This is a genomic window from Lysinibacillus sp. FSL K6-0102 (assembly GCF_038003545.1).
In the GTDB taxonomy this organism is placed as follows: Bacteria; Bacillota; Bacilli; order Bacillales_A; family Planococcaceae; genus Lysinibacillus; species Lysinibacillus capsici.
Window position 1 is genome coordinate 3,389,641 of the sequence record NZ_JBBOPH010000001.1, and the last position, 26,101, is coordinate 3,415,741.

24 protein-coding genes and 1 other annotated feature are annotated in these 26,101 nt (G+C 39.6%); of the genes, 4 read left to right on the forward strand and 20 right to left on the reverse strand.

Translation table 11 applies throughout. The features are described from left to right. The 7 genes from recJ to NYE73_RS17290 all read right to left on the reverse strand — a co-directional run bounded on the left by recJ (position 1) and on the right by NYE73_RS17290 (position 8,230). Positions 1–2,331: a single-stranded-DNA-specific exonuclease RecJ gene (gene recJ / locus NYE73_RS17260; RefSeq protein ID WP_259948227.1), complete on the reverse strand. Its 2,331-nt coding sequence runs from the start codon at positions 2,329–2,331 to the stop codon at positions 1–3. Between the two features lie 141 nt (positions 2,332–2,472). Next, a complete protein-coding gene (trpA, locus tag NYE73_RS17265) occupies positions 2,473–3,264 on the reverse strand; it encodes a tryptophan synthase subunit alpha (RefSeq protein ID WP_259948230.1) in 792 nt (263 codons plus the stop codon). Continuing rightward, positions 3,261–4,472 carry a tryptophan synthase subunit beta gene (gene trpB, locus NYE73_RS17270; RefSeq protein WP_103118489.1) on the reverse strand — a complete coding sequence of 404 codons (1,212 nt, stop codon included), beginning with the start codon at positions 4,470–4,472 and terminating at the stop codon, positions 3,261–3,263. The genes trpA and trpB overlap by 4 nt, the downstream gene beginning before the upstream one ends. Further along, the gene (locus NYE73_RS17275) at positions 4,472–5,086 is read right to left on the reverse strand and encodes a phosphoribosylanthranilate isomerase (protein ID WP_054550039.1); all 615 of its coding nucleotides are present in this window, start codon (positions 5,084–5,086) and stop codon (positions 4,472–4,474) included. Before NYE73_RS17275 ends, trpB begins: the two co-directional genes overlap by 1 nt. After that, on the reverse strand, positions 5,083–5,874 hold the full coding sequence (gene trpC / locus NYE73_RS17280) for an indole-3-glycerol phosphate synthase TrpC (RefSeq protein ID WP_054550038.1): 792 nt from the start codon (positions 5,872–5,874) through the stop codon (positions 5,083–5,085). The genes NYE73_RS17275 and trpC overlap by 4 nt, the downstream gene beginning before the upstream one ends. Beyond that, positions 5,874–6,902 carry an anthranilate phosphoribosyltransferase gene (gene trpD / locus NYE73_RS17285; RefSeq protein WP_103118491.1) on the reverse strand — a complete coding sequence of 343 codons (1,029 nt, stop codon included), beginning with the start codon at positions 6,900–6,902 and terminating at the stop codon, positions 5,874–5,876. Before trpD ends, trpC begins: the two co-directional genes overlap by 1 nt. Beyond that, a complete protein-coding gene (locus NYE73_RS17290; RefSeq protein ID WP_259948234.1) occupies positions 6,902–8,230 on the reverse strand; it encodes a chorismate-binding protein in 1,329 nt (442 codons plus the stop codon). Before NYE73_RS17290 ends, trpD begins: the two co-directional genes overlap by 1 nt. A 99-nt stretch (positions 8,231–8,329) precedes the next feature. Then, positions 8,330–8,571, reverse strand: a binding site (T-box leader). A gap of 320 nt (positions 8,572–8,891) precedes the next feature. Between NYE73_RS17290 and NYE73_RS17295 the strand changes: the two genes are divergently transcribed. Continuing rightward, positions 8,892–10,580, forward strand: coding sequence for a methyl-accepting chemotaxis protein (locus tag NYE73_RS17295; protein ID WP_054550035.1), 1,689 nt, complete (start codon positions 8,892–8,894; stop codon positions 10,578–10,580). Between the two features lie 106 nt (positions 10,581–10,686). Here NYE73_RS17295 and secDF read toward each other — a convergent pair whose 3' ends face one another. Both secDF and NYE73_RS17305 read right to left on the reverse strand, forming a co-directional pair. After that, entirely contained in the window at positions 10,687–12,954 is a 2,268-nt protein-coding gene (gene secDF / locus NYE73_RS17300) for a protein translocase subunit SecDF (protein ID WP_066036503.1), read from the reverse strand. A 346-nt stretch (positions 12,955–13,300) separates the two neighbouring features. Next, positions 13,301–13,609, reverse strand: coding sequence for a post-transcriptional regulator (locus tag NYE73_RS17305; protein WP_004226703.1), 309 nt, complete (start codon positions 13,607–13,609; stop codon positions 13,301–13,303). Between the two features lie 93 nt (positions 13,610–13,702). Here NYE73_RS17305 and NYE73_RS17310 point away from each other — a divergent pair, with 93 nt between their 5' ends. Then, the gene (locus NYE73_RS17310) at positions 13,703–15,220 is read left to right on the forward strand and encodes a putative polysaccharide biosynthesis protein (protein ID WP_048395180.1); all 1,518 of its coding nucleotides are present in this window, start codon (positions 13,703–13,705) and stop codon (positions 15,218–15,220) included. On the opposite strand, the gene NYE73_RS17315 is transcribed toward NYE73_RS17310, so the two are convergent. Further along, on the reverse strand, positions 15,217–15,852 hold the full coding sequence (locus NYE73_RS17315; RefSeq protein WP_257960613.1) for a DUF421 domain-containing protein: 636 nt from the start codon (positions 15,850–15,852) through the stop codon (positions 15,217–15,219). The two genes, NYE73_RS17310 and NYE73_RS17315, sit on opposite strands and share 4 nt — an antisense overlap. Positions 15,853–15,990: 138 nt before the next feature. On the opposite strand from NYE73_RS17315, the gene NYE73_RS17320 reads away from it, so the two are divergent. Next, entirely contained in the window at positions 15,991–16,842 is an 852-nt protein-coding gene (locus tag NYE73_RS17320; protein WP_259948242.1) for a polysaccharide deacetylase family protein, read from the forward strand. Between the two features lie 73 nt (positions 16,843–16,915). Here NYE73_RS17320 and yajC read toward each other — a convergent pair whose 3' ends face one another. The 7 genes from yajC to NYE73_RS17355 all read right to left on the reverse strand — a co-directional run bounded on the left by yajC (position 16,916) and on the right by NYE73_RS17355 (position 23,366). Then, positions 16,916–17,182 (reverse strand): preprotein translocase subunit YajC, encoded by a 267-nt coding sequence (gene yajC, locus NYE73_RS17325; RefSeq protein ID WP_004226696.1) that lies wholly within the window; start codon positions 17,180–17,182, stop codon positions 16,916–16,918. Between the two features lie 253 nt (positions 17,183–17,435). Beyond that, positions 17,436–18,581 carry a tRNA guanosine(34) transglycosylase Tgt gene (gene tgt / locus NYE73_RS17330; RefSeq protein ID WP_016991901.1) on the reverse strand — a complete coding sequence of 382 codons (1,146 nt, stop codon included), beginning with the start codon at positions 18,579–18,581 and terminating at the stop codon, positions 17,436–17,438. 57 nt (positions 18,582–18,638) lie between these two features. Further along, complete coding sequence (queA, locus tag NYE73_RS17335) at positions 18,639–19,679, reverse strand: tRNA preQ1(34) S-adenosylmethionine ribosyltransferase-isomerase QueA (RefSeq protein ID WP_259948246.1); 1,041 nt, start codon at positions 19,677–19,679, stop codon at positions 18,639–18,641. A 17-nt stretch (positions 19,680–19,696) separates the two neighbouring features. Continuing rightward, positions 19,697–20,701: a Holliday junction branch migration DNA helicase RuvB gene (gene ruvB, locus NYE73_RS17340; RefSeq protein ID WP_004226692.1), complete on the reverse strand. Its 1,005-nt coding sequence runs from the start codon at positions 20,699–20,701 to the stop codon at positions 19,697–19,699. An 18-nt stretch (positions 20,702–20,719) separates the two neighbouring features. Then, positions 20,720–21,340, reverse strand: coding sequence for a Holliday junction branch migration protein RuvA (ruvA, locus tag NYE73_RS17345; RefSeq protein WP_004226690.1), 621 nt, complete (start codon positions 21,338–21,340; stop codon positions 20,720–20,722). Positions 21,341–21,451: 111 nt separating this feature from the next. Beyond that, complete coding sequence (locus NYE73_RS17350; protein ID WP_310794744.1) at positions 21,452–22,330, reverse strand: phosphotransferase; 879 nt, start codon at positions 22,328–22,330, stop codon at positions 21,452–21,454. Beyond that, a complete protein-coding gene (locus tag NYE73_RS17355; RefSeq protein ID WP_311198631.1) occupies positions 22,320–23,366 on the reverse strand; it encodes a LysM peptidoglycan-binding domain-containing protein in 1,047 nt (348 codons plus the stop codon). The genes NYE73_RS17350 and NYE73_RS17355 overlap by 11 nt, the downstream gene beginning before the upstream one ends. A 141-nt stretch (positions 23,367–23,507) precedes the next feature. Between NYE73_RS17355 and NYE73_RS17360 the strand changes: the two genes are divergently transcribed. Beyond that, positions 23,508–24,041 (forward strand): transcription repressor NadR, encoded by a 534-nt coding sequence (locus NYE73_RS17360; RefSeq protein ID WP_054550028.1) that lies wholly within the window; start codon positions 23,508–23,510, stop codon positions 24,039–24,041. A 127-nt stretch (positions 24,042–24,168) separates the two neighbouring features. Here NYE73_RS17360 and NYE73_RS17365 read toward each other — a convergent pair whose 3' ends face one another. The 3 genes from NYE73_RS17365 to NYE73_RS17375 form a co-directional block, all read right to left on the reverse strand. Continuing rightward, positions 24,169–24,561, reverse strand: coding sequence for a thiol-disulfide oxidoreductase DCC family protein (locus NYE73_RS17365; protein ID WP_048395166.1), 393 nt, complete (start codon positions 24,559–24,561; stop codon positions 24,169–24,171). Positions 24,562–24,585: 24 nt separating this feature from the next. Then, complete coding sequence (pheA, locus tag NYE73_RS17370) at positions 24,586–25,464, reverse strand: prephenate dehydratase (protein ID WP_048395164.1); 879 nt, start codon at positions 25,462–25,464, stop codon at positions 24,586–24,588. A 165-nt stretch (positions 25,465–25,629) separates the two neighbouring features. Continuing rightward, the gene (locus NYE73_RS17375; RefSeq protein ID WP_004226679.1) at positions 25,630–26,085 is read right to left on the reverse strand and encodes an ACT domain-containing protein; all 456 of its coding nucleotides are present in this window, start codon (positions 26,083–26,085) and stop codon (positions 25,630–25,632) included. Positions 26,086–26,101 lie beyond the last annotated feature (16 nt).

Here is a 26,101-nt window from a genome sequence, read left to right on the forward strand (position 1 = left end):
TTATTCGTCCGCTGATGTTAAACGTTCATCAAACCATTGTTTTAATTCTATATAAGGAGCATAGACAAGCTTTTGCTCCATTTCAATCTGTTCTGAACGTTGTTTGTAAGACGGTGCCTCTGTTAGTGCTTGTTTTGGAGCATTCACGTTGACAGTCGTCAGTCCACTCTCCATTTTAACAAAATCAAGCTCAAAAAACACCTGTGTCATAAATTTTAGTGTATCTAATGGCCACCCCGTATGCTTCGCTAAATCTGCGATATGCATATCAAGCGGAAAGGCTGGTCGATTTTTCAAGAACTTATAATACCAAGCAAATTGCTCACGAGTAGGTAGACCACTGAAGTATTGCGAGTCAGGCATATAAAAATGAGCATAAATACGTGAAGGGGCTGTCTTCTGTAAAACTTCCTCTAGCTTTTGAACATTGTGTGGCAAGTCTAAGAGCACGATGTAATCACTTTGTTCAATATTTGAAAGGGCTGGGTCAACCAGTGTAATAGGTGCACCGATTAATGATTGATAATAGGTCATCGTTTCTGGACGAAAGGCGATAAACCGGGCCACGTCCTTCGGTACCGTATTCAGCCATCGAGCTGTTTGACGGATACCACGAATATCAAATAACTGCCATTCTGTAGTTTGGACATCCTCGATCATAAATTGGGCTTTTTTACGTCCCTGCCATTCGTTAATTTGCAAATCGCCTATAAAGGAAACTTTGATGCCATACGTTAATTCATCATGTAAATGCCCTTTGTTAAAACCAACACTATCCAATTTATCATAGCCGTTTGTTATTTCCATTTTAATATGATTCTCGCCCGCTCCAATTTTACGCATGGAGGCGATTTCTACATCCTCCAGCACATACACAGGCTTAGGGAAATCTGTGCCAAATGGTCCTAGTGTTGAAATTTCCTCAATAGCATCCGCTGAAATTTCGTCTATGCTGAGCGGTATATCAATATGCACTACAGGTGTTAATTGCTCCTCTGTTAAACAGGCTCTTGCCTGAGCATCTAAGCGAGTACGTAGTTCATCCACATGCTCTAATGATAAGGTCATACCTGCAGCCATAGGATGTCCACCAAAATGCGGTAAAATATCTCGATTTTTAGCTAGTTCATTATATAGATGAAAACCTTCAATACTTCGAGCAGAACCTTTTGCTATGCCCTTTTCGGGATCGAGTGACAGCACAATCGTTGGGCGGTAATACAGTTCAACGAGACGTGAGGCTACAATTCCTACAACACCTGCGTTCCAGCCCTCGCCAGCAACAACAAGAACTAAGGAATTGCCGATTTTTTCATCTGCTTCAATCAGTGCGATGGCTTCATCTGTAATACTTTTCACAATATCTTTGCGCTCGGTATTGCAGGCATTTAGCTTTTTTGCCAATGCGGTTGCTTTAGCATTATCCTCCGCCATTAATAATTCGACACCAGGAGCTGCTTCACCTAGACGACCAACAGCATTCAATCGTGGACCAAAATAAAAGCCAATCGTTTCTTCTGTAATTTTCATCTGCTCTGTACTGGCTATGTCACACATCGCTTGTACCCATGGACTAAGGGAACGACGCATTTCTTGTATGCCCCTCTTCACGAGATAGCGATTTTCATCCACCAACGGAACCAAATCTGCTACAGTGCCAATCGCCACAAATTCTATTAGATGGCTTGGTAGTTCACCATAAAGAGCATGTGCCAGCTTAAAGGCTACCCCTACTCCTGCTAGCTCGCCAAATGGATATTGCCCTTCTGGTATTCGGGGATGAAGAATAATATCTGCTGGTGGTAGCTCCTCACCTGGCTCATGGTGATCTGTCACAATGACATCCATACCAAGCTCCTTTGCTACTCGAATAGGCTCAATACCAGATATACCATTATCCACTGTAATGATTAACTGTACACCAGCTTCATAGGCCTCCCGAAATAGGGCTTCATGCGGACCATAGCCATGGATAAAACGATTAGGAATTTTAAAGGAGACGTCTGCTCCAAGATCTAGTAAAACATGTAACATAACGGTTGTGCTTGTCACACCATCCGCATCATAATCACCATACACTAAAATTTTCTCACCATTTTCTAGTGCTTGTTCAATTCGTGCTACCGCTTCAGCCATACCATGCATAAGAAATGGGTCATGGATATTTGCCTCAGTCATATTTAATAAGCTTTCTGCCTCAGCCGTTGTTTCGCAGCCTCGTGCTGCTAAAATTTTTGCTGCAATCGCAGAAAGTTGTAAGTCATTTTGTAATGCTTGTACAAGTGTTGCGTCAGGACGCTCCACCTGCCATCTTTTTTTCGATAGAATCATCTGCTCACTTCCTTACGAAAGCTATTATACCGAATTTCTATAGGTTGCGCACTATCCGTTAGATTGATAGTTTTATCCATCGATTTTTAATATCTATTCGTCACTTTTCCATTTCTTTCATCATCAAAAAAGCCTACTCTTCTAAAGAGTAGACTTTTCTAACATACCTTTCGAGGCGGCTACTAATGCTTCCACCGTTGCCAAATCTCCTTGATGCAATGCCGTCACAATGGCACTACCGACAATTACACCATCTCCCAAAGCCCCCATCTTTTTCACTTGCTCTGGTGTTGAAATACCAAAGCCTGCAAGCACAGGGATTGGACTTGCTTGACGTAAGCTTGCAAAATGCTGTTCTAAATTATCAGCAAAACGCGATCTTGCTCCTGTGATCCCATTAACGGTCACTGCATAAACAAAACCCTGACTAGCTGCTGCGATGCGTGCTATACGCTCTGGAGGGCTTGTCAATGAGATAAGCTGTACCACATCAATGCCATATGGATTTAATGCATCACGTAACAACTCGCTCTCTTCCAAAGGGACATCTGGTACAATTAATCCCTTAACTCCTCCAGCTACACAGGCTTGCGCAAAAGACTTTAAGCCATATGCTAATACTGGATTGAAATAAGTCATGACTACGAGAGGCACTGTTATTTCATCTCTAAATGACGCGAGTGTTTGCAACACGTTTCTTAATGTCCCACCAGCTTTGAGTGCACGTTCTCCTGCTCGTTCGATTGTTGGACCATCGGCAACAGGATCTGTAAAAGGAATCCCTACTTCAATAGCAGTTACCTCTAATTGCTGCAGTTTTAAAATAGTTGGCTTAATGGTCTCTAGCCCTCCGTCACCTGCCATGATATAAGGTATAAAAGCTTTATGACCTTCAGCTTTTGCCTGATCGATCGCTTGCTGTAAAGTTGTCATTTTACATCCCCTCCTAGTGCTGCTCGAACTGTGTGAACATCTTTATCTCCTCGACCAGATAAGCACACAACAATGATCTGATCTTTTGACATGGTCTTTGCAAGTTTTGCCGTATAAGCAATGGCATGAGAACTTTCAAGTGCAGGCAGTATCCCTTCTGTTCGGCTTAATAATTGTAGTGCCTCCAGTGCTTCAGCATCTGTGATGGAGTCAAATTGAGCTCGACCAATATCATGTAAATAACAATGCTCTGGTCCTTTCCCTGGATAATCTAACCCAGCTGAAATAGAATGTGCTTCTTGGACAAAGCCGTTTTCATCCTGTAATAAATACATATAGGCGCCATGTAATACACCTAATTGTCCACCTGCGATGGCCGCAGCATGCTTCCCAGTTTCAAGACCACTTCCTGCTGCTTCAACACCGTATAAGGCAACTGATTCATCATCAACGAATGGGTGAAACATACCGATTGCGTTACTGCCACCTCCAATACAGGCAACAACTGCATCAGGTAAACGCCCCTCTTTTTGCACGATTTGCCTTCTTGTTTCTACTCCAATGACACGCTGAAAGTCCCGAACAATTTTTGGGAATGGGTGAGGACCTAAGGCCGAGCCTAAAATATAGTGGGTATCCTCAACATTTGTCACCCAGTAACGTAGGGCAGCGTTCACAGCATCCTTTAATGTTTTAGAACCACTTTCCACCGATTGAACCTTTGTGCCAAGCAACTCCATACGAAAGACATTTAACTGCTGACGTTTTATATCTTCTGCTCCCATAAATACAACACATTCTAGATTTAATAATGCACATGCAGTAGCTGTTGCCACACCATGCTGCCCAGCTCCTGTTTCAGCAACGATTTTCTTTTTACCCATGCGTTTGGCTAGAAGTGCTTGCCCAATCGCATTATTAATTTTATGTGCACCTGTATGGTTTAAATCTTCACGCTTTAAATAAATCTTTGCTCCATCTAGCGCCTTCGTTAAATTTTCTGCGTAATAGAGCGGTGTTTCGCGGCCAACATAGTCTTCTAAATAATAGGACAGCTCCTCTGTAAATGCAGGGTCTAGTAATGCTTGCTCATAAGCAGCTTCTAATTCAAGCAAGGCTGTCATTAATGTTTCGGGCACAAACCGACCACCAAATTGTCCAAAACGCCCTTCTTTTGTCGGTACACTATTTGCTATTGATATTCCCATCATCTGCTCCCCCTCTTTACTGCCTGTAAAAAAGCTTGTATTTTGGTAGAATCCTTGCTTCCATCTGTTTCTACACCACTTGAAACATCCACCATAAAAGGCCCTACATCCGTAATAGCCGCTTCAATATTGTCTACATTGAGACCACCCGCTAATAGTAATTTTTCTTTGGGAATCCCTACTTGCTCAAGGAGTGTCCAATCAAAAGTGTGACCACTCCCGCCTTTAAACTCTGTACCAGGCGCGTCAAATAAATAATAATCTACCTGATAGCTAGCAGCCGCTTGAACATCCTCTTTTTCTCGTATCGATAATGCCTTTATGGCGGGATAACCTTGCTCCTGAATAAATGCTGGCGTTTCCTCCCCATGATATTGCACATAATCTAATGGCACTCGCTCTACTGCTTCCTTTAATTCGGCTGACGTTGGATTCACAAAGACACCTATTTTTAAAACGCCTTGTGGTACATGCTTCGCTAACTGTTGGGCTTGCTCAATGGATACACGGCGTTTACTCGGTGCAAAAACAAACCCTATAGCATCTGCACCAGCATGAACAGCTGTTTTGACATGTTCTTGCTCCTGTAGACCACAAATTTTGACCTTTGTCATACCGATGCCCCCTCTTTACTTACTTGCAAATCTCGTAGTGCTTGCCCCGCATCTCCACTCCTCATCAAAGCTTCACCTACCAGGACACCACTAGCCCCCATCGAGGCTACTAGCTTCGCATCGTCCTGCGTCCATATGCCGCTCTCACTAATTAATACTCGATTCTCATCAAATGGAAACGCATTAGCAATTTCTCTGGTGCGCTCTAGGCTTACTTCGAAGGTACGTAAATCACGATTATTAACGCCAATTAACTTTGCATCTACCGCAAGAGCACGTTCAAGCTCTTCACAATCGTGTACTTCCACTAAAACCTCTAGGCCTAAGCCCGTTGCATAGCTATATAAATCACGTAAGGCATCGTCTGTTAGGGCTGCCACAATTAATAAAATAATGGATGCACCTGCCGCCTTGGCAAATCGAATCTGCACTCGATCAATCATAAAATCCTTACAAAGAAGTGGGGTATCTACAGCAGCAGCAACTGCTGCTAAATCTTCAAAGGAGCCTTTAAAAAATTCCTTGTCTGTTAAGACCGAAATAGCTGCTGCTCCTGCTAGTGCATAGACTTTTGCTTGAGCAACTGGGTCTGCTCCGCCAGCTATTAACCCTTTTGAAGGGGAAGCACGCTTCATTTCCGCGATGACTTGCAGTGTATGAGCTTGACACAATGATTCAATGAACGAGCGACGTGGCGTTTCTGTAAAGTTTGCTAAAGGATCTGGCTGCTCTAATAAAGCACCTACCTCAATCTTTTTTTGCAGTAATATTTTATTGAGTATATTCATTACCCTACCTCCACTTCTTTAATTTGCATGCTATATGTTACAACCGCCTCTAATTTTTGTTGTGCTCTCCCGCTAAAAATACTTTCCTTTGCCATAGCTACACCCTCTTTGATGGTTTCCGCTTGACCATAGCCAAATAAGCCGATGCCAGCATTTAATAGTACTGTATCTAAATAAGGACTCCGTTCCCCAGCCAATATTTTTTGCATAATCACCGCATTTTCATCTGCATTGCCACCACGGATGGCCTCTAAAGGGGCCATTTGAAGACCGACATCTTCTGCATTTAGGGAAAAGGGAATTAAATCTCCTTTATCTACTAAAACCAATGTATTTTGACCTGCTAATGAAGCCTCGTCTAAGCCTTGTGGTCCTGAGACGACAATGGCCCGCTCACGTCCAAGCATTTGTAAGACTGAGGCATATTCCATGACAAAATTCGGTCGATTAATGCCTGTAAATTGTGTGGATAATGGGACCGGATTTGTTAAAGGACCAACAAGATTAAAGATTGTCGGTTTTCCTAATGAACGGCGAACTTCACCAATTCTCTTTAATTTCGGATGAACATTCGGTGCATAAATAAAAGCGATTCCCTCTCGCTCTAGCAAATGGGCTGTTTGTGGGATGGAAATAGCTGTATGAATACCTAGTGCCTCTAGCACATCTGAGCTACCAGAGGAGGAAGAGATTTTACGGTTCCCATGCTTGGCAATTTTGACACCTGCCCCAGCTAACACGAAAGCAGAAGCTGTACTGATATTAAAAGTATGAAGACCATCTCCACCTGTACCGCAATTATCCATATAGCTACCTTCTTTTACGGCTATATCAAGAGCAAAAGATCGCATAATAGTTGCTAATGCGGCTACTTCATGTGCAGTTTCTCCCTTCGCAGCTAAAGCTGTTAAAAAGCTTGCTATTTCTTCTTTAGGAGTATCATCCTGAAATAACCATTGCGCTGCCTGTAGCATTTCTTCGTACATGAGATGTGTTCCCTGCAGTACTTTCCCTTGTAATCTTTCCATTAGTTTTGCCCCCCATTGTTCACCAGTAACTGTAAAAATGCCTGTTCTTCCTCTTGCACTTGATGTAAAACGTTTTGCACATTTGTATATTTGGTAACAGTTATTGTTGCTTGCAAATGCATGGTATCCTGTTTAACTACAATAGATTGACCTGTTAAGGCAAAATCCAAATGACCATTAAATCCAATAAAGCCGAGAGCACCAAAATAACCAGCTGCATACGGATGCTCCGTTGCTGAAAGTGGGGATATGGTTGCTGCTAAAACATCCAGGGCATGAAGCATTGGTAAAAGCTTTCCTTCCACCCTAGTCGTCATGTGCAGTGCCTTTTTGGACCGCTGGATACGCATAGCCTCCATGACCTGAACAGAATCTCGGAAACAAACCGACTGTAATTCTTGCTGAATAGCCCTAACAAGAAGTGCATGTGATTGCCTAATGCTTTCATGGTTGTATAATTTACGTTCATTTTCTAGTTCTTCATTTTTTGTTTCCCCTCGCGGATATGTTCCCTCTGTAGGAGTCGCAATAACGCTTTCACCTTTTACTCGGATTAGACTTTCAGGAGAAGTACCTAACACAACATGATCCTCAAATTCAATATAATACATATAGGCTGCAGGCTTTTTTTTACGTAGCTGTCGATACAAAGCCAACGTATCACCTTGAAAATTGGCTACATGGCGGTTCGGCAAAACTACCCTTGTTATGTCATCATGTAGGTTGGCTTGCATTGTCTGTAAAACCGTTGCAAATGATTCGTTTGTTGTAGTATCAAGCGGTTGATAACGATAAGATGCTTCGTCACTGATATGCCCGTTTACTATTTGTTGAGCCAATTCTTCCATATCAGGTTCCTGCTTTTCTGCATCTATATTTGTATGAATTAATGTCACTTCATCTGTTTGATGATCGAAGACAATAATCGTTTCATAGACATGAAAATAAGCATCAGGCAGTTCTATTTTTTTATCTACGAACATCGTTGTACCGCCAAAGCCTATATATCCAACGGCACCACCTGAAAATGGAAATTGCGTCGTATTGGAAATACGTGGCATGAGGCGTTTAAGAAGAACAAAAAGTTCCCCTTGATGCACGTATGTTTTTCCTGTTTTATAGGAAACCTCTTGGATTTCTTGGCCCACACCTTTATATGTTTTTCGTGGATTAGCACCAATGAAGGAAAATCTTCCAGCTCCTTCGTGTTGGGCAGAACTTTCCAATAAAAATTTATGTTTTCCCTGTAAACGCCTAAAAATCAAAATAGGTGTTAAAGAATCGCCATTGATCGTTTTCATTTTTGTTCTTGAACTCGTTATTTGCATAGCTATTTTGCTCCTTTTTCAAAGATTCCTTTAGCTAATGTCTAGACGAATGCTGAATGAAAATAAAAAAGCCCTCTGCAAAAAGGATTATTCCTAATTGCAGAGGACGATTATGACCGCGTTGCCACCTCATATTAGAGCATATGCTCTCACTTTTGTGCTTTACATCATGCCTATGGTAAACCATACCATGAAAGCACCCCTATAACGTGGGGAATCACGTTCGCTTTTTTATAAGCGACTCTCATAAGTCCATTCACATAAGCTGTAAATCAGTTTACACCAGCCACTGACTCTCTTTATTACACACTTAGGCTACTACTCTTATTCAACAATTTCTCAGCTATTCTCATCTAAACTCAGCTCATCTGTTCTGTGGCTGACCTCGCTCCCGAGATCTTCTACCTTGACCGAACAAAAAGTTAGCCTTAATTCTATGCCAATCCAATACTATTGTCAATCAATTCTGACGAAAAAAGTTGAAATTCCTATTTTATCAGAGGAATCAAAAGTAGGTATATTATCCTTCTATAAAAACTTATTGGAGAATAAGATTTCCTACGATTGAAAATTCCTTGACTATTGACCATGTAAATATATCAAGTTATAGTAATTTCAGAACATCAATTTTTTCCATATAATCAAAGAAAGTAGGAAGTTTATGTCCGTTCGCAAAAAATTAAATATAGGATTCATTTCCTTAACATGTTTACTTTTTATCTCAAGCATCGTATCATTTATTCAATTTAAAACAACTCAGAATGATTTAGAAGAAGTATTAAAGCATCGGATGGTGCAAATCCAATTAACAGATAAAATCCAACAACAACTTGCTTCTCAAGGTTTATTTTTACGCTCCTATATTTTAAATAAGAAGGACGAAACAGCTAAGGCCAATTTAGAGCGCTATGAAAAGTTGTTACCTGAAACAGTTCATGAACTTTCTACTATTGTTCGATCAGATTATACAAAAAATATTATGCAGCAAATCACGGAATTGCAAAAAGAGTTACTGTCAAATTCACAGAAAGCTTTACAAGCGTTTAATAGTGGCAACACGGATCTAGCACTCTCAATCATCAATAATGATGTTACAAAATACAATAAGGACATTTTTAAGTTAACAACTGAATTATTAGCTTATCACGATGAACAGCTTCAAAATGTTGACCAATCTGTTAATCAAACCGTTTCACGCGCTATTATCATTGCTATTAGCCTTCTCCTTGCAAGTATTATTATTGGATTATATTTTATGCATATGGTCAAAGCCTCCATTGTCCTGCCCCTACGCAAGGTTATTGGAGCAGCAGATACATTAGCACAAGGTGATTTAACAATTGCTGAGCTTGACCATCAATCAAAAGATGAGATCGGTACACTTGCCAATGCAGTCAATACATTAAAACGAAATCTAGCTGGTTTAATGACTAACATTCAAGATAGTGCATCCCATTTATCGGCTGTTTCAGAAGAGCTTTCTGCTAGCACTGAAGAAGTAACTGCAACTTCCGATAATATTGCTCAACGAATTCAAAATAATGTAACACATATCTCTTCTTCTGCTAGTGCCTCTCAGCAAAGTGCTGTGGCAATGGATGAAACTGCATCAGGTGTCCAACGCATTGCAGAGGCTACTCAAAGTCTTCATCACAATGCAGAAAATCTGACTCAGCTTGCCCATACAGGTGGTGCAACGATTGCAACAGCAAAAGAACAGATGAATATGATCGCACTAGCAACTTCTGATATTGCAACATTAACGCAAAAACTAAGTAAGCAATCAGAAGAAATTGGGCAAATTACAACAGTGATTACAGCAATTTCAGAACAAACAAATTTACTGGCACTAAATGCAGCTATTGAAGCAGCAAGAGCAGGAGAACATGGGAAAGGCTTTGCAGTCGTAGCGGATGAGGTACGAAAACTTGCTGAGGAATCGAATCAATCTGCCAATCAAATCGTTGCTATTACAAAAGAAATTCTAACAGATACACAAAATGTTGCAGCATCAGTAAATAATGGTTTAGCTTCTGTAAAGGATGGTGTAGCCAAAATTCATGAGGCTGGAGATGCTTTCTACTCCATCACCTCTGCTGTTGCTGCATTCACAGAGCAAATTGAAGAAATTTCTGCCACATCTGAAGAAATCTCTGCTAGTGCAGAGCAGGTTGCAGCTTCTGTCACGGAAATTGCCAATGTTTCTAACGAATCAGCAACGAATTCTCATATGATTGCAGAATCTGTTGACGAGCAAGTTGCGACCATGCAGCAGGTAAATACTGTCGCAGAAGAATTAAGTGAAAATGCGCAACAGCTACAAGGCTTAATCCAGCAATTTAAATTGTAAATACTATATGAAAAATCTGCTGCTTTTTATAAAAGGCAGCAGTTTTTTTTGCATGAAAAAAGCAGAGAATAGAAAACTATATGTTTTCCATTCTCTGCTCATTATATTATACAGTAGGCTCGTCTGTACCCCATTGTTTCTTCTCTTTTTTACGTAGCTTCCCATCTGATTTTTTCATTTCACGAATTTTTAATGAATACCAGATTTGAGCTGCGATACAGATTGAAGAATACATACCTGTAATCAAACCAATCAATAACGCGATAGAGAAGTTTTGAATAGATGGTGCACCAAAAATTAATAGGGCTACAACAACGATAATTACAGTTAATACTGTATTAACCGAACGACCCATTGTTTGGCGTAGCGATTTATTCACGATATTCGCCAATACTTCACGGTCATTAATGGTATCATAACGATCTAAGTTTTCCCGCATACGGTCAAAGGTAACAATCGTATCATTGATGGAATACCCAACAATTGTTAATACAGCCGCAATAAACGTAATATCTACTTCTAAACGCATGAAGCTAAAGACGGCAACAATTAAGAATACATCATGCAATAATGAAACAATTGCACCAATACCCATGCGCCATTCAAAACGAACTGCTACATAAATGATAATCCCTATTGCTGCAAGAGATAAAGCCTTAATCGCATTTTTTACAAGTTCCTTACCAACTGTAGGCGATACAGTACTTACAGCTGGTTCATGACCATATTTTTCGCCAGCTTCTTTTTTAAATTCTAAAATTTCTGCTTGTGTAAGGTCATCTTTATAGCGAATGACTGCTGTATTACTTTTCTCACCAGAGAGTATGATATCTTCTGATGAAAAATCAATGCTATCTAGATATTTGGACACTTCTTCTTTTGTTAATGTTTGATTCGATTCAATTTGGACACGAGTACCGCTTGAGAAATCGATACCTAGGTTAAGGCGGAAGATGCCAAGAACCACTAAACCAGCCACTAAAATGGCTAATGAGAACGTATAGAATTTCTTACGGTTGTGAACAAAGTCAAATCGATCGAATTTCGTTGATAAATCTAATGTACCAATATTTTCATCTAGACTATGCTGTTTAGATTTTGCAATACCAAACCATGCAGGACTGTTGAAATAGCCACTGTTTACAAGTAGTCCTAATAGGACACGAGAGCCCCAAACTGCTGTTAAGAAGCTCAATAAAATACTAATAATTAATGTTGTAGCAAATCCTTTAACAGAGCTTGTTCCCCATTGGAACAATACTGCTGCAGCTAATAAAGTTGTCAACTGCGCATCGACAATGGCTGATAAAGATTGTTTAGAACCAATTTGGAAGGCTTGTTTAGCGGAATAACCCACTCGTAGCTCTTCACGTATACGTTCTGCCGCTAAAATATTGGCATCTACTGCCATCCCTATACCCAGGACAATGGCCGCAATACCTGGGAGTGTTAATACCGCATTAATCCAGTCAAAGACCACTAATACTAGGAATGTAAACACAACCAGTGTAATGATGGAAATAAAGCCTGGTAAACGATAGTAGAATAGCATAAATAAGAAAATAACTATTACGCCGACAATACCAGCAAAAATAGTACTTTTCAGTGCTGCATCACCAAATTGAGCACCAACAGAAGTTGAATAAATTTCATCTAGCTTTACAGGCAATGCCCCAGCATTTAAAATATCTGCTAAATTTTTTGTTTCTTCAACAGAGAAATTACCGCTAATCATAACATCTGTTGTATTTAATGTTTGACTAACTGTTGCTGCAGATGCATAGCGAGGCTTTGCTTTTTGTGATTCCGCTTTATAGGAATCGACACCCTCTTCAAAGTCTAACCATACAACCAGTAAATTTTGACCTGCGGGTTTTGCTGCAATTTTACTTGTTATATCAGCAAATTTTTTCGCATCTTTTAAAGTTAAGGATACAATCGGACGATTTTGTTGGTCAAAAGAGCCTTTAGCACCGTTAGCTTTCAAATCGTCTCCATCTAATAATAAATTATCATCAACATCACGGAATGTTAAATTCGCAGAAGTAGACAATAACTTACGTGCCGATTCCTGATCCTCAACACCAGCTAATTGCACACGAATACGATTTTTGTCCTCAACCTGAATACTCGGTTCACTAACCCCCATCGTATTTACACGTTCACCAAGTGCAGTGGATGTTGCTGTGACAATTTCTGGTGTAATTTTTTGTCCTTCTTTTAATTCATTTACCTCGTAAAGCACTTCAAACCCGCCTTGTAAGTCAAGACCAAGCTTGATGTCCTTTAAGACGCCGTTTACAGTCGTACTAATACCTGCTGCCAATAGCACGATAATCAGTAGGAATGCAACTATACGACTTTTTAGTTTCATCAATAAATCCTCCTCGAATTGGTGTAAGGGCTGTCCTTACACGCCAAACAAGTAACTAGCAATACCTTTTGAAACGTTTAATCCTCCTTTTCATCTAGAATCGTGTTACCTGTGCTTCAAAAAGGTTGCTATACTTATTTCAATCGTTCATAACGCGCAAGTTTATCTTAGTATTATTAGGTACTAGCCTTCTAAATGTCAATAAAAGCAATGAAGACTTATGTAAGTAAGAACTTATTCAAAATAAAAAAAGCGCAACACACTTATTATGAAACAGGTTGCGCTTGGTGTCAATTCAACACGTATAGGATTCTTAGAATTATTGTAAAATTTGACACATCATTGATTACGTTCTGACTGGACCAAGCAGTAATTGTAACTCGTCTGTATTGACTTCTTCAAACCAATTATTACTTTGTAAAAACTCTACTTGATTAAATGAGACGATATCAGATGGTGATACCGAAAAAATGGTAGAAATGACTTCATGTAAACGTAGTTGCTCAACTTTCTTTTTACGCCATTTTTTTTCAATACAGTAGCGCCAGAGTTCTTCGGCTGTAATAGCATTATATTGATAATGCTGGAACTCTGCTATCTTACTATCAATTGCCGGACGAATCTTTTCAAATAGTTGCTCATATTGCATACTCATTTTGAATCATCTCCAATCAAAGTCGTAACGTAAGACATGCTTGCATACAAATAGTGTAAATGAATTTTTGCGGCTTGAGAAGGGACGGATGGCATGAGTTCTTTTGTACGAGGTACATTATTTTTAATGTTTGTGATTTTTTTATCTAAACTTTTTGGCTTCTTTTATAGAATGCAATTTATGCGGATTGCTGGTGAAGAGGCTGTCGGTATTTATATGACCGTCTATCCAGCGTTTATTTTCTTCATCTCACTCATTCAACTAGGACTACCTATCGCTGTGGCTAAAATAGTGGCTGAATTACTAGCAAAAAATAAACGTGAGAACATCTTTGGTGTCATGCGTACAGCCATTCTTTGGTCATTCATTGGCATGATCATTTTTATGCCACTCGTTGCACTAACAATACCATATATTTCAACAACTCTATTACATAATGAACAGACAACATTTACACTATGGATTGCACTCTTTGCTGTACCAGTATCAGTTGGATCTGGCTTATTACGTGCCTATTTACAAGGTGTTGCAAAGATTACACCGACAGCATGGGCACAAATGATCGAACAAATTGTACGTATTAGCTTCATTACTTTAATGCTACCCTATGTGGCTAATTACAATAATGCTGCTGTCACGGCTGCGGCGGCAATGGGCATTACACTGCTAGCCGAAGTTGTAGCATTCTTGTATTTATGGCTACACTATATCGTTTCCAAAAAGAAATTATTGACACGAAAAACTAAAATTGAAGGGTATCCTGCATCACCAATGTTGCGTATTGCCCTTCCCTCTGCAGGCAGTAAGCTTTTTGGTTCTTTCACTTGGTTTTTAGAGCCGATTATCTTTTTAAAGGCTTTAACTGTGGCCGGTTTAACCGCTTCTGCTGCCACTATTTTATATGGTGTCATCTCCGGTGTTTTGGTGCCACTACTGTTATTTCCTGCGTTTGTATCAACAGCCTTATCGATTGTGCTCATTCCAGCTGTTAGTGATGCCGTCGCTCGTCAGCACACCCCGCTATTACAGGAACGAATTTCGGTGTCCCTTAGATTGTCTTCGCTAGTGGGGTGCTTTGCTGCTACGTATTTCTTTGTGCATGGAGATGAATTAGCGATGAAGCTTTTCCATTTAGAAGAAAATCGTGGGTACGTTAAAATTTTAGCACCTATTTTTTATTTTTATTATATTCAAAGTCCTCTACACTCCATCTTACAGGCAATTGGTGAGGCAAGAGCTGCCATGATGAACTCCATCTATGGTGGGCTAGGTAAACTTTTCGTGATGTTTGTACTTGCCTCTCAACCAGGTATCCAAGAAAAAGGAGCCGTTGTAGCTATTGGCTTTGGGGTATTACTAACGTCATTCTTGCATATAGCAACAGTTAGACAACGTAAAAACCTGCGTGCTGGCTTTAGAATGTTTGTCGTGCCTTATAGTTGTTTTATTGCTGTTTGCGTCGCCCAGTATTTCCTTATTCCAATACTATCACTACCATTTATTTTAAGTAGTGGTGTGACATTATTTTTGCTATTTACCTTTTTATTATTTACCAATCAGTTGCGTATTACAGATTTCCGTTACATTAAAAAATTGGCGAAGAAAGTTTAGGATTCCTTTAATTGGATATGCAGCTTATTGTCTTCCCAAATACAAAAAAATACCGTTTCACTGTCAGTAATATTATTTTTTGCTAGCTCACCCTTTAGCCAATCCACATCTTTATGCATGGTAAATAAATGTCTCTCTTGGATATCACCGTCGATAATCAATGGATACACAAAGGCTTTTTCATCTTTTTTATAGACAGAAAGATTGCCTGAAGGCTCTAAATACGCAAAGGCTACATCTGTCACAGATGCAATTCCGTTTTCTCGTAATTGCTGACATAAATCATCTAAATTATAGCGGTGTTTTCTCATCTCACTCTCTAAAATAACACCGTCTTTTACTAATAAAGCAGGGTCACCATCCACTAGGTCACGTATTTTTTTGAACTTTAATGACAAAAAGGCACTTAATATTTGAATAAAGAGCAAAATAATGATAGGTAGTATGGCATTAAAGAGAGGATTTTTATAATCGTCTAGCGCAAAGGCCGCTACTTCTGCAATTAATACAAATACGACCAAATCGATGACTGATAATTCACCTACTTCTCGTTTACCCATTAAACGGAAAACGATGATGATAAACACATACAAAAAGCAAGTTCTAAAAATAATATGGTAATATTCTTCCATATAAACACCCCCATACTATCAAGGTGACCTTACTTATTGTTTTTTATACAGTTTTCAAGGAATAGTCCCTACTTGTTCGTACACACTAACATAGAGCTTAGATGCTTATCACAATAAACATGCAAACAAGGTGAGGACATGACAAAAAAAATAATCGTTTTCGTTTTTGTTTATATCCTTTTTCTTATTAGACCTTATCCTATTTACGGGTATCAAGAACAGGAAATACCTATTCTTATGTACCATCATTTAGAGGACAATATAAACAATACTACAGTTATTTCACCCAAAAGCTTCGAAAATCAAATGAAATTACTTAAAATGGAAGGCTATCAGGCCATTTCTGCTCAGCAATTATATGATTACTTAAACGACCAAGCGCCGTTACCTCAAAAGCCCGTGTTAATTACTTTTGACGATGGGTATTTTAGTAATTATGAAAAAGCTTACCCGATATTGAAAAAATATGATATGCATGCAGAAATCTTTGTGATTGCAAGCCGAATCCTAGAGTTGAATGGAAACAATTACCATCCAAATGAAACAGCAAAGATGAGTTGGGATCAATTAAAGGAAATGAAGGATTATATTACAATCCAGAGTCATACTTGGGACTTACATTATAAATTACCTTCAAAAAATGGTAAACTAAATGGCGCAGTATTTGGTCCTAGTATTGTAAATGGGCAACTAGAGAGTCAGGTTGAATATGAAGAAAGGGTAAGAAATGATTTTATTCATTCAAGAAAAATAATCAAAGAAAAGTTAGGATATGAACCAATAGCAATAAGCTATCCTTATGGGATTTACTCACCCTCCACCATCAAATTAGCCAAGGAAGCTGGCTTTAAGATGGCCTTTGTCATACAAAATAAACATGTGAAAAAAGGCGATTCCCTATTTACGTTAAGCCGAATAACGATTAATGGCAATGATACTGGTGAGGCATTCATTCATAAATTAAAAACTACAACTGCAAAAAACATCTAAACACTGCCTTCTAATATTGTATAAAAAAGACTTACAATATAGCTATCGCCTATTGTAAGCCTTTTCTTCTTTGTTACTGATTGTCATTGACAATTCGTCCAATTGCTTGACGGTCAAATTTCACTCGTACATTGTCAGCAATTTTTAATGTCACTGCTGTGTCTTCAATTGCATCAATAACACCGTGTAAACCACCAATTGTAATGACTTTATCTCCACGTTGCAAACTACTTTGCATATTTTGTGTTTCCTGCTGTCTTTTTTTAGCTGGACGGATTAAGATAAACCACATTGCAACGAACATTAATAATATTGGTGCTAATCCTAATAATTGATCCATAATAGCATCTTGCCCCCTTTCCAAATCTCACTTTTTTAGTATAGACTATTCCACCATTAAAAAGCGATGGACAAGCCCAAAAATTTTCTCAATTACTAATATTTTTTCTATGATTGACAATATTTTGCTAGAAATATTCACTTTTTACAAAGTTTTGAATGATTTGCAAAACTATTGCTATTGATTATGGACATTAGGGGATGCCTAATGTCCTTTTTTAATTTAGCGCATGTAATAATCCTATTCGTCTAGTTTAAAAGTTTTTTGCATCTGGCCCATTAAAGCCGTATTTTTCAAAGAACTCTTCACGGAAATCACCAAGGCGATCTTGACGAATTGCCTCACGTACTTGCTCCATCAATTTTAATAGGAAGTGTAGATTATGATAGGATGTTAAACGAATACCGAACGTTTCTTCCGTACGAATAAGGTGACGAACATAGGCACGAGAATAATTTTTACATGTATAGCAGTCACAATTCGGATCAATCGGCCCAAAGTCACGTGCATATTTTGCATTTTTCACTACTAGACGTCCTTCTGATGTCATCAGTGTTCCATTACGTGCAATACGTGTTGGCAGTACACAGTCAAACATATCGATCCCACGAATTGCCCCATCAATTAAAGAATCTGGTGAGCCAACACCCATTAAATAACGAGGTTTATTTTCAGGCATCATTGGCGTAGTAAATTCTAAAACGCGGTTCATCACATCTTTCGGTTCTCCAACGGATAATCCACCAATTGCATAGCCTGGGAAATCTAGTTCTACTAACGCTTCTGCTGAGCGGCGGCGTAAATCTTCGTACTCTCCACCTTGAATAATGCCAAATAAACCTTGCTCCTCTGGACGCTGATGTGCTTCCTTACAGCGTTTTGCCCAACGAGTTGTTCGATCAACTGATTTCAGCATATAGTCATGTGTCGCAGGATACGGTGGACATTCATCAAAGGCCATCATAATATCAGAGCCTAAATCATTTTGAATTTCCATTGCCTTTTCTGGGCTCAAAAATAATTTATCTCCATTGAGGTGATTACGGAAATGAACTCCTTCCTCCTCAATTTTCCGGAATTGACTAAGTGAAAATACTTGGAAACCACCTGAATCCGTTAAAATTGGACGATCCCAGTTCATAAATTTATGAAGTCCGCCTGCTTCTTTGACAATATCATTACCTGGACGAAGCCATAAATGGTACGTATTGGACAGAATAATACCGGCATTCATCTCTTTTAATTCTTCTGGTGACATGGTCTTCACCGTTGCTTGTGTGCCAACAGGCATAAATGCTGGTGTTTCAAAGGAGCCGTGTGGTGTATGGACGATGCCAAGACGTGCTCCTGTTTGTTTACATGTATGAAGTAGTTCATATCGAATTGCTGGTTGTGTCATAAAATAAATAATCCTTTCTTATCTGAAGTAAAAACAGTACTCCGATTTTATCCACTATTATTTTTTGGGACGTATAAACATTGCATCACCAAAACTAAAGAAGCGATATCTTTCTTCTACAGCTTGCTGATAAGCACTTAAAATGGTCTCACGAGTAGCTAGCGTACTAACAAGCATGACTAGTGTTGATTTTGGTAAATGGAAGTTTGTGATTAACCCATCCACCACCGTAAAATTGTAGCCTGGATAGATGAAAATAGACGTCCAACCTTGTTCTGCTCGCACTTCTCCCTCATATTTAGAACCAATTGTCTCTAATGTACGAGTAGAGGTTGTCCCAACAGCTACTACCTTGCCACCGTTACGCTTTACGCGATTAATTGTATCTGCTGCTTGTTCTGTAACACTATAGAATTCCGCATGCATTTCATGGTTCTCAATCGAGTCTACACTAACGGGACGGAAAGTGCCAAGACCGACATGTAGCGTAATAAAGACAACCTCTACGCCTTTAGCCTTCACTTGAGCTAATAGCTCCTCTGTAAAATGCAGCCCAGCTGTAGGCGCTGCAGCAGAACCACGCTCTTTGGCATAAACGGTTTGATAACGATCCTTATCCTCTAGTTTTTCACGAATATAGGGAGGTAATGGCATTTCACCAAGTTGCTCTAATATTTCATAAAAAATACCATTATACTGAAATTCAAATGTACGTCCGCCATGTTCAAGCTCACCTGTACATGTAGCTGTTAATAAACCGTCACCAAATGTGATGACTGTTCCTACTTTTACACGCTTTGCTGGTTTTACAAGTGTTTCCCACTCATCTGTACCAGCCATTTGCTTCAGTAGCAATACTTCTATATGTGCACCTGTTTCTTCTTTTACACCCATTAAACGAGCAGGTAAAACTCTTGTATCATTTAGTACAAGACAGTCTCCAGCATGTAGCTCGTCTAATACATGGGCGAAATGGTGGTGCTCCACTTTATTTGTGCCCGGTGTCACGACCATTAATCGACTTGCTGTACGATCCACTAATGGTGTTTGGGCAATAAGCTCCTCTGGTAATTCAAAATCAAAATCTTCTACACGCATGAAAATAACTTCCTTCTTTATGTTTGTTGGGGATACTCATATCCAAAATGTTCGTAAGCTAAATGTGTGGCTACTCTTCCTCTCGGGGTACGTTGAATAAGGCCAATTTGCATCAAATAAGGCTCGTATACATCTTCTATCGTAACCCGTTCCTCACCAATTGATGCAGCAAGAGTATCTAAGCCTACTGGGCCTCCTCGGAATCGCTCAATCATATTGGTTACAAGTTTATGGTCAATATGATCAAGCCCTCTAGGATCTACTTGTAACAGCTCTAATGCTTGCTGTGCAAGACCCTCCGTTATCATACCATCTCCAAGCACTTGTGCATAATCTCGCACTCGTTTCAATAAACGATTGGCAATTCGAGGTGTTCCACGTGAGCGTCTCGCCATTTCCATTGCTGCTACTTGCTCTATTTCTACCTCAAATAAATGTGCACTTCTCACAACAATTTCAGCAAGCGATCGGTCATCATAATATTCTAGGCGCAGCAACACACCAAAGCGATCTCTTAGAGGAGCTGATAAAGCACCCGCTCTTGTTGTTGCACCTACAAGGGTAAAGGGAGGTAAATCAAGTCGTACAGAACGTGCTTCAGGACCTTTTCCTACCACAATATCTAAGCAGAAGTCTTCCATTGCTGGATATAATACTTCTTCAATAGCACGGGGCAGTCGATGAATTTCATCAATAAATAAAACGTCCCCAGGCTCTAGTGAACTTAAAATAGCTGCCAAATCTCCTGGACGCTCAATCGCAGGGCCACTTGTCATGCGTACGTTAACATTCATCTCATTTGCGATAACAGCCGCTAAGGTCGTTTTACCAAGTCCTGGAGGTCCATATAACAACACATGATCTAAACTTTCTTGGCGAAGCTTTGCCGCTTCAATGAATATTTGTAAGTTTTCCTTTACTTTATGTTGCCCAATATACTGTGCTAATTTTTGAGGACGTAAAGATAACTCAAACTGCTCATCATAGCTCCCTGCTTCACTTGCCATCATACGTTCAGACATGCACCTTTCCTCCTTTCCTTATTTTAATTTTAGCAGTAGTTGCAATGCTTGTTTCATAAAGGCATCTGTCGTTTCAAGTTTATCGTTATCCTCTAGCTGTGGTTTAATTTTTTCTAGCTCTTTTTCAGAATAGCCAAGAGCCATTAAGGCAAGTAGGGCTTCTTCTAATTCATGTTTATAGGCATTCACACCAAACAAAGGTAATTCATCTTCTGCACTAGGTAATTCAAGTGTATCTAATAATGAACCAAGTTTACCCTTCAAGTCGAGGATCATTTGACGTGCTGTTTTTTTACCAACTCCAGGGAACTTCACTAAAAACGCTTCGTCCTCCCGCTCAATTGCGCTAATAACCTGTTGTGGATTACCTGTAGCTAAAATCGCTAAAGCGCCCTTTGGTCCTATTCCTGACACTAAAATAAGCTTACGGAATAACTCACGCTGATCTAGGTTAGGGAAGCCATATAAAACTTGCGCATCCTCTCGCACATGCAAATGAACATATATCTGTTGCTCAAGGGCAGATGTTCGAAAAGCAAATGGATTGGGCGTATTAAGTTGCCACCCAATCCCCTGTTGTTCCAGCACAATAAATTCAGGTGTAATACGAGTAATTTGTCCTTTTAAATAATCATACATCTATAATCCCTCACAATCATCGTCTTCGATTATAGCATATAGCGAACGAATGCTCGACAAAAAGTAGCGTCTAAACTCCGTTCGCAGACAAAAATGACCGCCAATTGACGGTCATTTCTTGACAAATCTATCAATATCGTACCACAGTTTTGGCCAATAGGTGAGGGCTCGTTTTGTAAATGGTACTAAATAATCTAAAAATACTAGCTGTTGCTCTAGTGGTAAATCTATAGCAAACAGCCATTCTCGTAATAACTCATTTGGGTATTTCAAGCGATGAAGCTTTCTTTTATCCAGTCGTTTCAGCTCAGGTAACTCTGCAAAAATCTTTCCAAGATCATAATCTACAGCAGGTAACACACGATGTAACCATAAAATATACTCGTCATCCGCTTCACCAAGGTGCGCTAAATCAAAATCAATTAAACGTAATTGTCCATCGGAGCACCATAAAAAATTATGATGAACTACATCCCCATGCAGTAGCGTAATCTCTTTTTCAGGTGCATCTTCCAATGCAATCAATTGTAATGACTTATCACTATAATGCAATATTTGATCAATTTCTTCTTTCGTTAAAAATGTTCGAAACTCATTTCTTCTACTTTTAAAACGCATATGACGCATTTGCCATTTTAAAAGCTGTGAGTAGGTATGCAAGCCTGGCACGCGCTGCCACGCAATCTTTTTATGTGTGTCATGTAAAGCGATTAATAGTCTAAGAGATTCATTACGATCTTTTTTATGCGCAAAGTTAGCCCCGTGGCTTCCTTCTTGCCACATTTGCACAATTAACTGCTCATCATCGCTCTGAACTAATGGTAGGATCAAAGAAGGTTCCATACGTCCTAATTGGCGATGAATGGTTCTTACCTTCTCCGCAATTTCCACTTGCTTTGCACGTTTGACAAAATAATTTTTCGATCGATATTTATATTTCCAAATATTTGGCTTTACTTCTTCTACAATATACGCTTTTTCACCATCGATAAGGCGTCATCCCGCCTGGGAAATAATGCGGAGACATCCAAGGACCTGCTGCTGATGGGCATGGTGGTGGACAATGTGTCGGACATGGTGGTGGCGGGCAATGACAAGGGTCCATTTGCCAATTTGGCATCATCATTGGTTGTGTGCCACAGCCACAAGATTGACCCATGTTCATATCAGGCATCATCATTGGTTGTGTGCCACAACCACAGGATTGCCCCATATTCATTTCGGGCATCATATCCATTTGTGGCTTTTGGTGATCTTGCGTATGGAAGAATGGTGATGTGGACTCTAAAAAGTCTTCCATTCCACCTACTTTATGATCTGGCATGTCATAGGACATTGGCTGCTGTGGCATCGTATAATGCTCGACCTGCGGCTGCATTGGCATCGGCCACCACATCTGATGATAGATTGGCTGATGGCAACTTGAACAATGTGGTACGGCAGGCATTTGTGGCATGATATGCATTGGTGGATGTGGTGCTGGTTGTGGCATTGGCATTGGCTTTGGTTTAGCTACAGGCGGTGGTGGCGGTGTAGGTGCTGGCGGTGGTGGTGGCTGTATTTGTACAGGTGGTGTTGTAACATTTTGCTCCATTTGTGGCATCACCAATTGCTGGTGCCAATTCATTTCCACAGGCTGCGGTACCCACATCGGCTGTTGTGGCATCTGCATTGGCATTGGCATCGGTATTGGTATCGGTATCATTTGTGGTTCTGGCATTGGCATAGGAGCTGGTGGTGGCGGTACAATTGGCGGTGGTGGTTGCATTGGTCGCTGTACCTCTTTTTTAGGACTTTCCTTTGGTGTCTCCTTATGCACTTGTGTTTCCTTTTTCGGCATTTCTTTATGTGAATCTCTATGCGGCTCTTTGTTTATTTTTTCAGGCAATATAATTTCCATGCCTGGAACAATATAATCTGGGTTGGCAAGATGGACATTGAGCCGCTTCAAATCTTCAAACGAAATGCCGTACTCTTTCGCAATCTTCCACAATGTATCTCCCTTTTGAACAATATGAATACGCAATTTTTTCCTCCCTTCCTCTCTACGTATCATATGTTCAATGTTTCATTTGGATACAAAAATTTCAGCAAGTTAGAAAAGCTTCATGGTACACTAATTCATAAGGAACGCTGATTCCTTTATTACGAGCAGGGGTGATCTCTTATGAAAAAAATGTTAGGCGAAGAACGCCGACTGCAACTATTAGCGCAATTAAAAAAAAATAAAGCACCTATAACTGGGACAGACTTAGCAAAGTTCGCCAATGTTTCTAGACAAGTAATCGTCAATGATATGACTTTATTAAAGGCAAGAAATGAGCCCATTATTGCCACAAGCCAAGGTTATCTTTATATGCATCAAGAACAAATACAGCAAACCGTTGAACGAACATTCCCTTGCTTGCATACATCAGAGCAGACGGAAGATGAATTAATGACGATTGTAGACTGTGGCGGAACCGTCAAAAATGTCATTGTCGAACATCCAATATATGGTGAACTGACAGCCTCTATCATGGTATCCAACCGCCATGAGGTGAAACAATTTATCGAACGTGTGAATGCAACACAGGCCAACTATTTATCTGCTCTCACTGGTGGCATCCATCTACATGTCATCACAGCACCCTCTGTTGAAGTTTTAACATTAATTGAGCGAGCTTTACAAAAAAAGGGCTACTTAGTGTCAGATCAATGAATAGTAAAAGCACCGTCTGAAAAATTGATTTCAAACGGTGCTTTCTGTTTTTTAATGCTGGTATTGTCTCGTTAAGCGCGGGCTTCCGTCCGCAGCTATTGTTCCCTTAAAGGCGAGTATTTCCCTATCAGGAAAGAAATCTTTGACGTTGAGCAGGCGTAGGCAATAAGCATTCACTTTTTTTTCCAAACAAACGATAGCGTTGCTTTGCAAATAATCGATATAATGCATTGCGAATAAATGGTGGTACAAGAATGAAGGCGTAGAAACAAGGCCACAATCCATCAAATTTACGGCAAATGTTTAACGCAGCGGTAGATTCAACAGATACTTTCCCTTGTTCAATAAGAATTACACTATCTATATTCTTTGGTATATGATATTGAGTGAGAAGCGATTGACCAGCCTCGCTTTGCAGCGATGCAAATTGAAAATAGCCAGCTTGATCATGTTTGATGATAAATTGAACAGTGCTATCACAAAAATTACAGACACCATCGAATAAAATAATCCCACCCATCCTCTTTCCTCCTCCTTCACATTACTATGCTTCGTCTGATGTTACATAAGTAAAATAGGTACCCAGAGACTTTACTTTGCAACCTAGCGCAGCTAATTCTTCCATTGCCCCACGCATCATCGGTTCCTTTTCATCTGCTAATACATCAATCATAAAGAAATAATCACCTAATCCAGTTTTTAATGGACGTGATTCGATTTTACTTAAATTTAGCTGACGCCATGCAAAAACAGAAAGCACCTGATGTAATGCACCTGAACGATCTGTTGGTAAGGTAATCATAAAGGTTGTTTTTGCTTGCCCATCTGATAGCTCTTGTGGCAATCGTTTATTTTGCTTAGACAGTACAAAGAATCGTGTATGATTAAAATGAAAATCATGGATATTCTGCTCCACTATTTCAAGACCATATTTTTCAGCTGCTGCTGCATTTCCGACTGCCGCTATACACTCTTGTGGATTCTCTGATACATATTTTGCTGCTGCTGCAGTTGAAGTTGTTTGATGTAATGGTACATGACTAAAACGATAAAATAAATATTTATGACATTGAGCTAGTGCATGCGGATGAGAATAAACACCTTCAATTGACTGCCAATCATCCTTCTGCGCTTTGTTGACCATTAAATGCTGCTGAATTTTCAGCAATAACTCTCCAGTTACATAAAGTGTTGCCTCATGGAATAAGTAATCTAATGTTAATGATACAGAGCCCTCTAGAGCATTTTCTAGCGGCACGACAGCTAAATCTACCTTTCCCTCTGCAACAGCCTCTATACATTCTGGAATCGTGGCACACGGTACGAGCCACTCATTTGGAAAAGTAGCCTTTGTTGCTAAGTATGTAAATGATGCTTCTGGTCCTAGATAGGCGATTCGATTTTCCCATTGTTGCTTTGTCATTGCAAATACCTCCTTTATGGCACAATAAGGAGCAGTCCCTCGTGATGAAAAACGCTTGGGACAGCTCCTTATTTGAGCTTTGTTATCGTATCTTTACCCATTGGGGTTATTCAACACGATGTTTGTCATTTTGTCAAAAATTAAAGGATTGAACACTCTCTGTGCTTATAATGCTCCAGAACTAATCACTTCCGCTGATTCCACAAAATCTAAGCGTTTTAATTGCTGGATAAGATCATCAAGATCACAAGTCATGCTTGTTACATCTAATGACAATGTAACATTAGCACGTCCCTGAATAGGGATTGTTTGATGAATCGTTAAGACATTACAATGTGTAATTGTCACAGTTTCTAAAAGCTTGGCAAGTGTTCCTTTTCTATCTTGAAGCTGTAAAAAGACTGTTAAAATGCGTTCCTGCACAATTGAATGAAAAGGAAAAACCGCATCACGATATTTGTAAAACGCACTTCGCGATAAATCCACCTGCTTTACCGCATCCCAAATGGAAGATACTGAACCACTTGATAGTAAGTGTTTCGCCTCCAAAGTTTTTTGCATTGCATCCGTTAAAACATCCTCACGAACTAAATAATATCGCTGATTCGCAACATTCTTCATACGCTTCCCCCTAAAA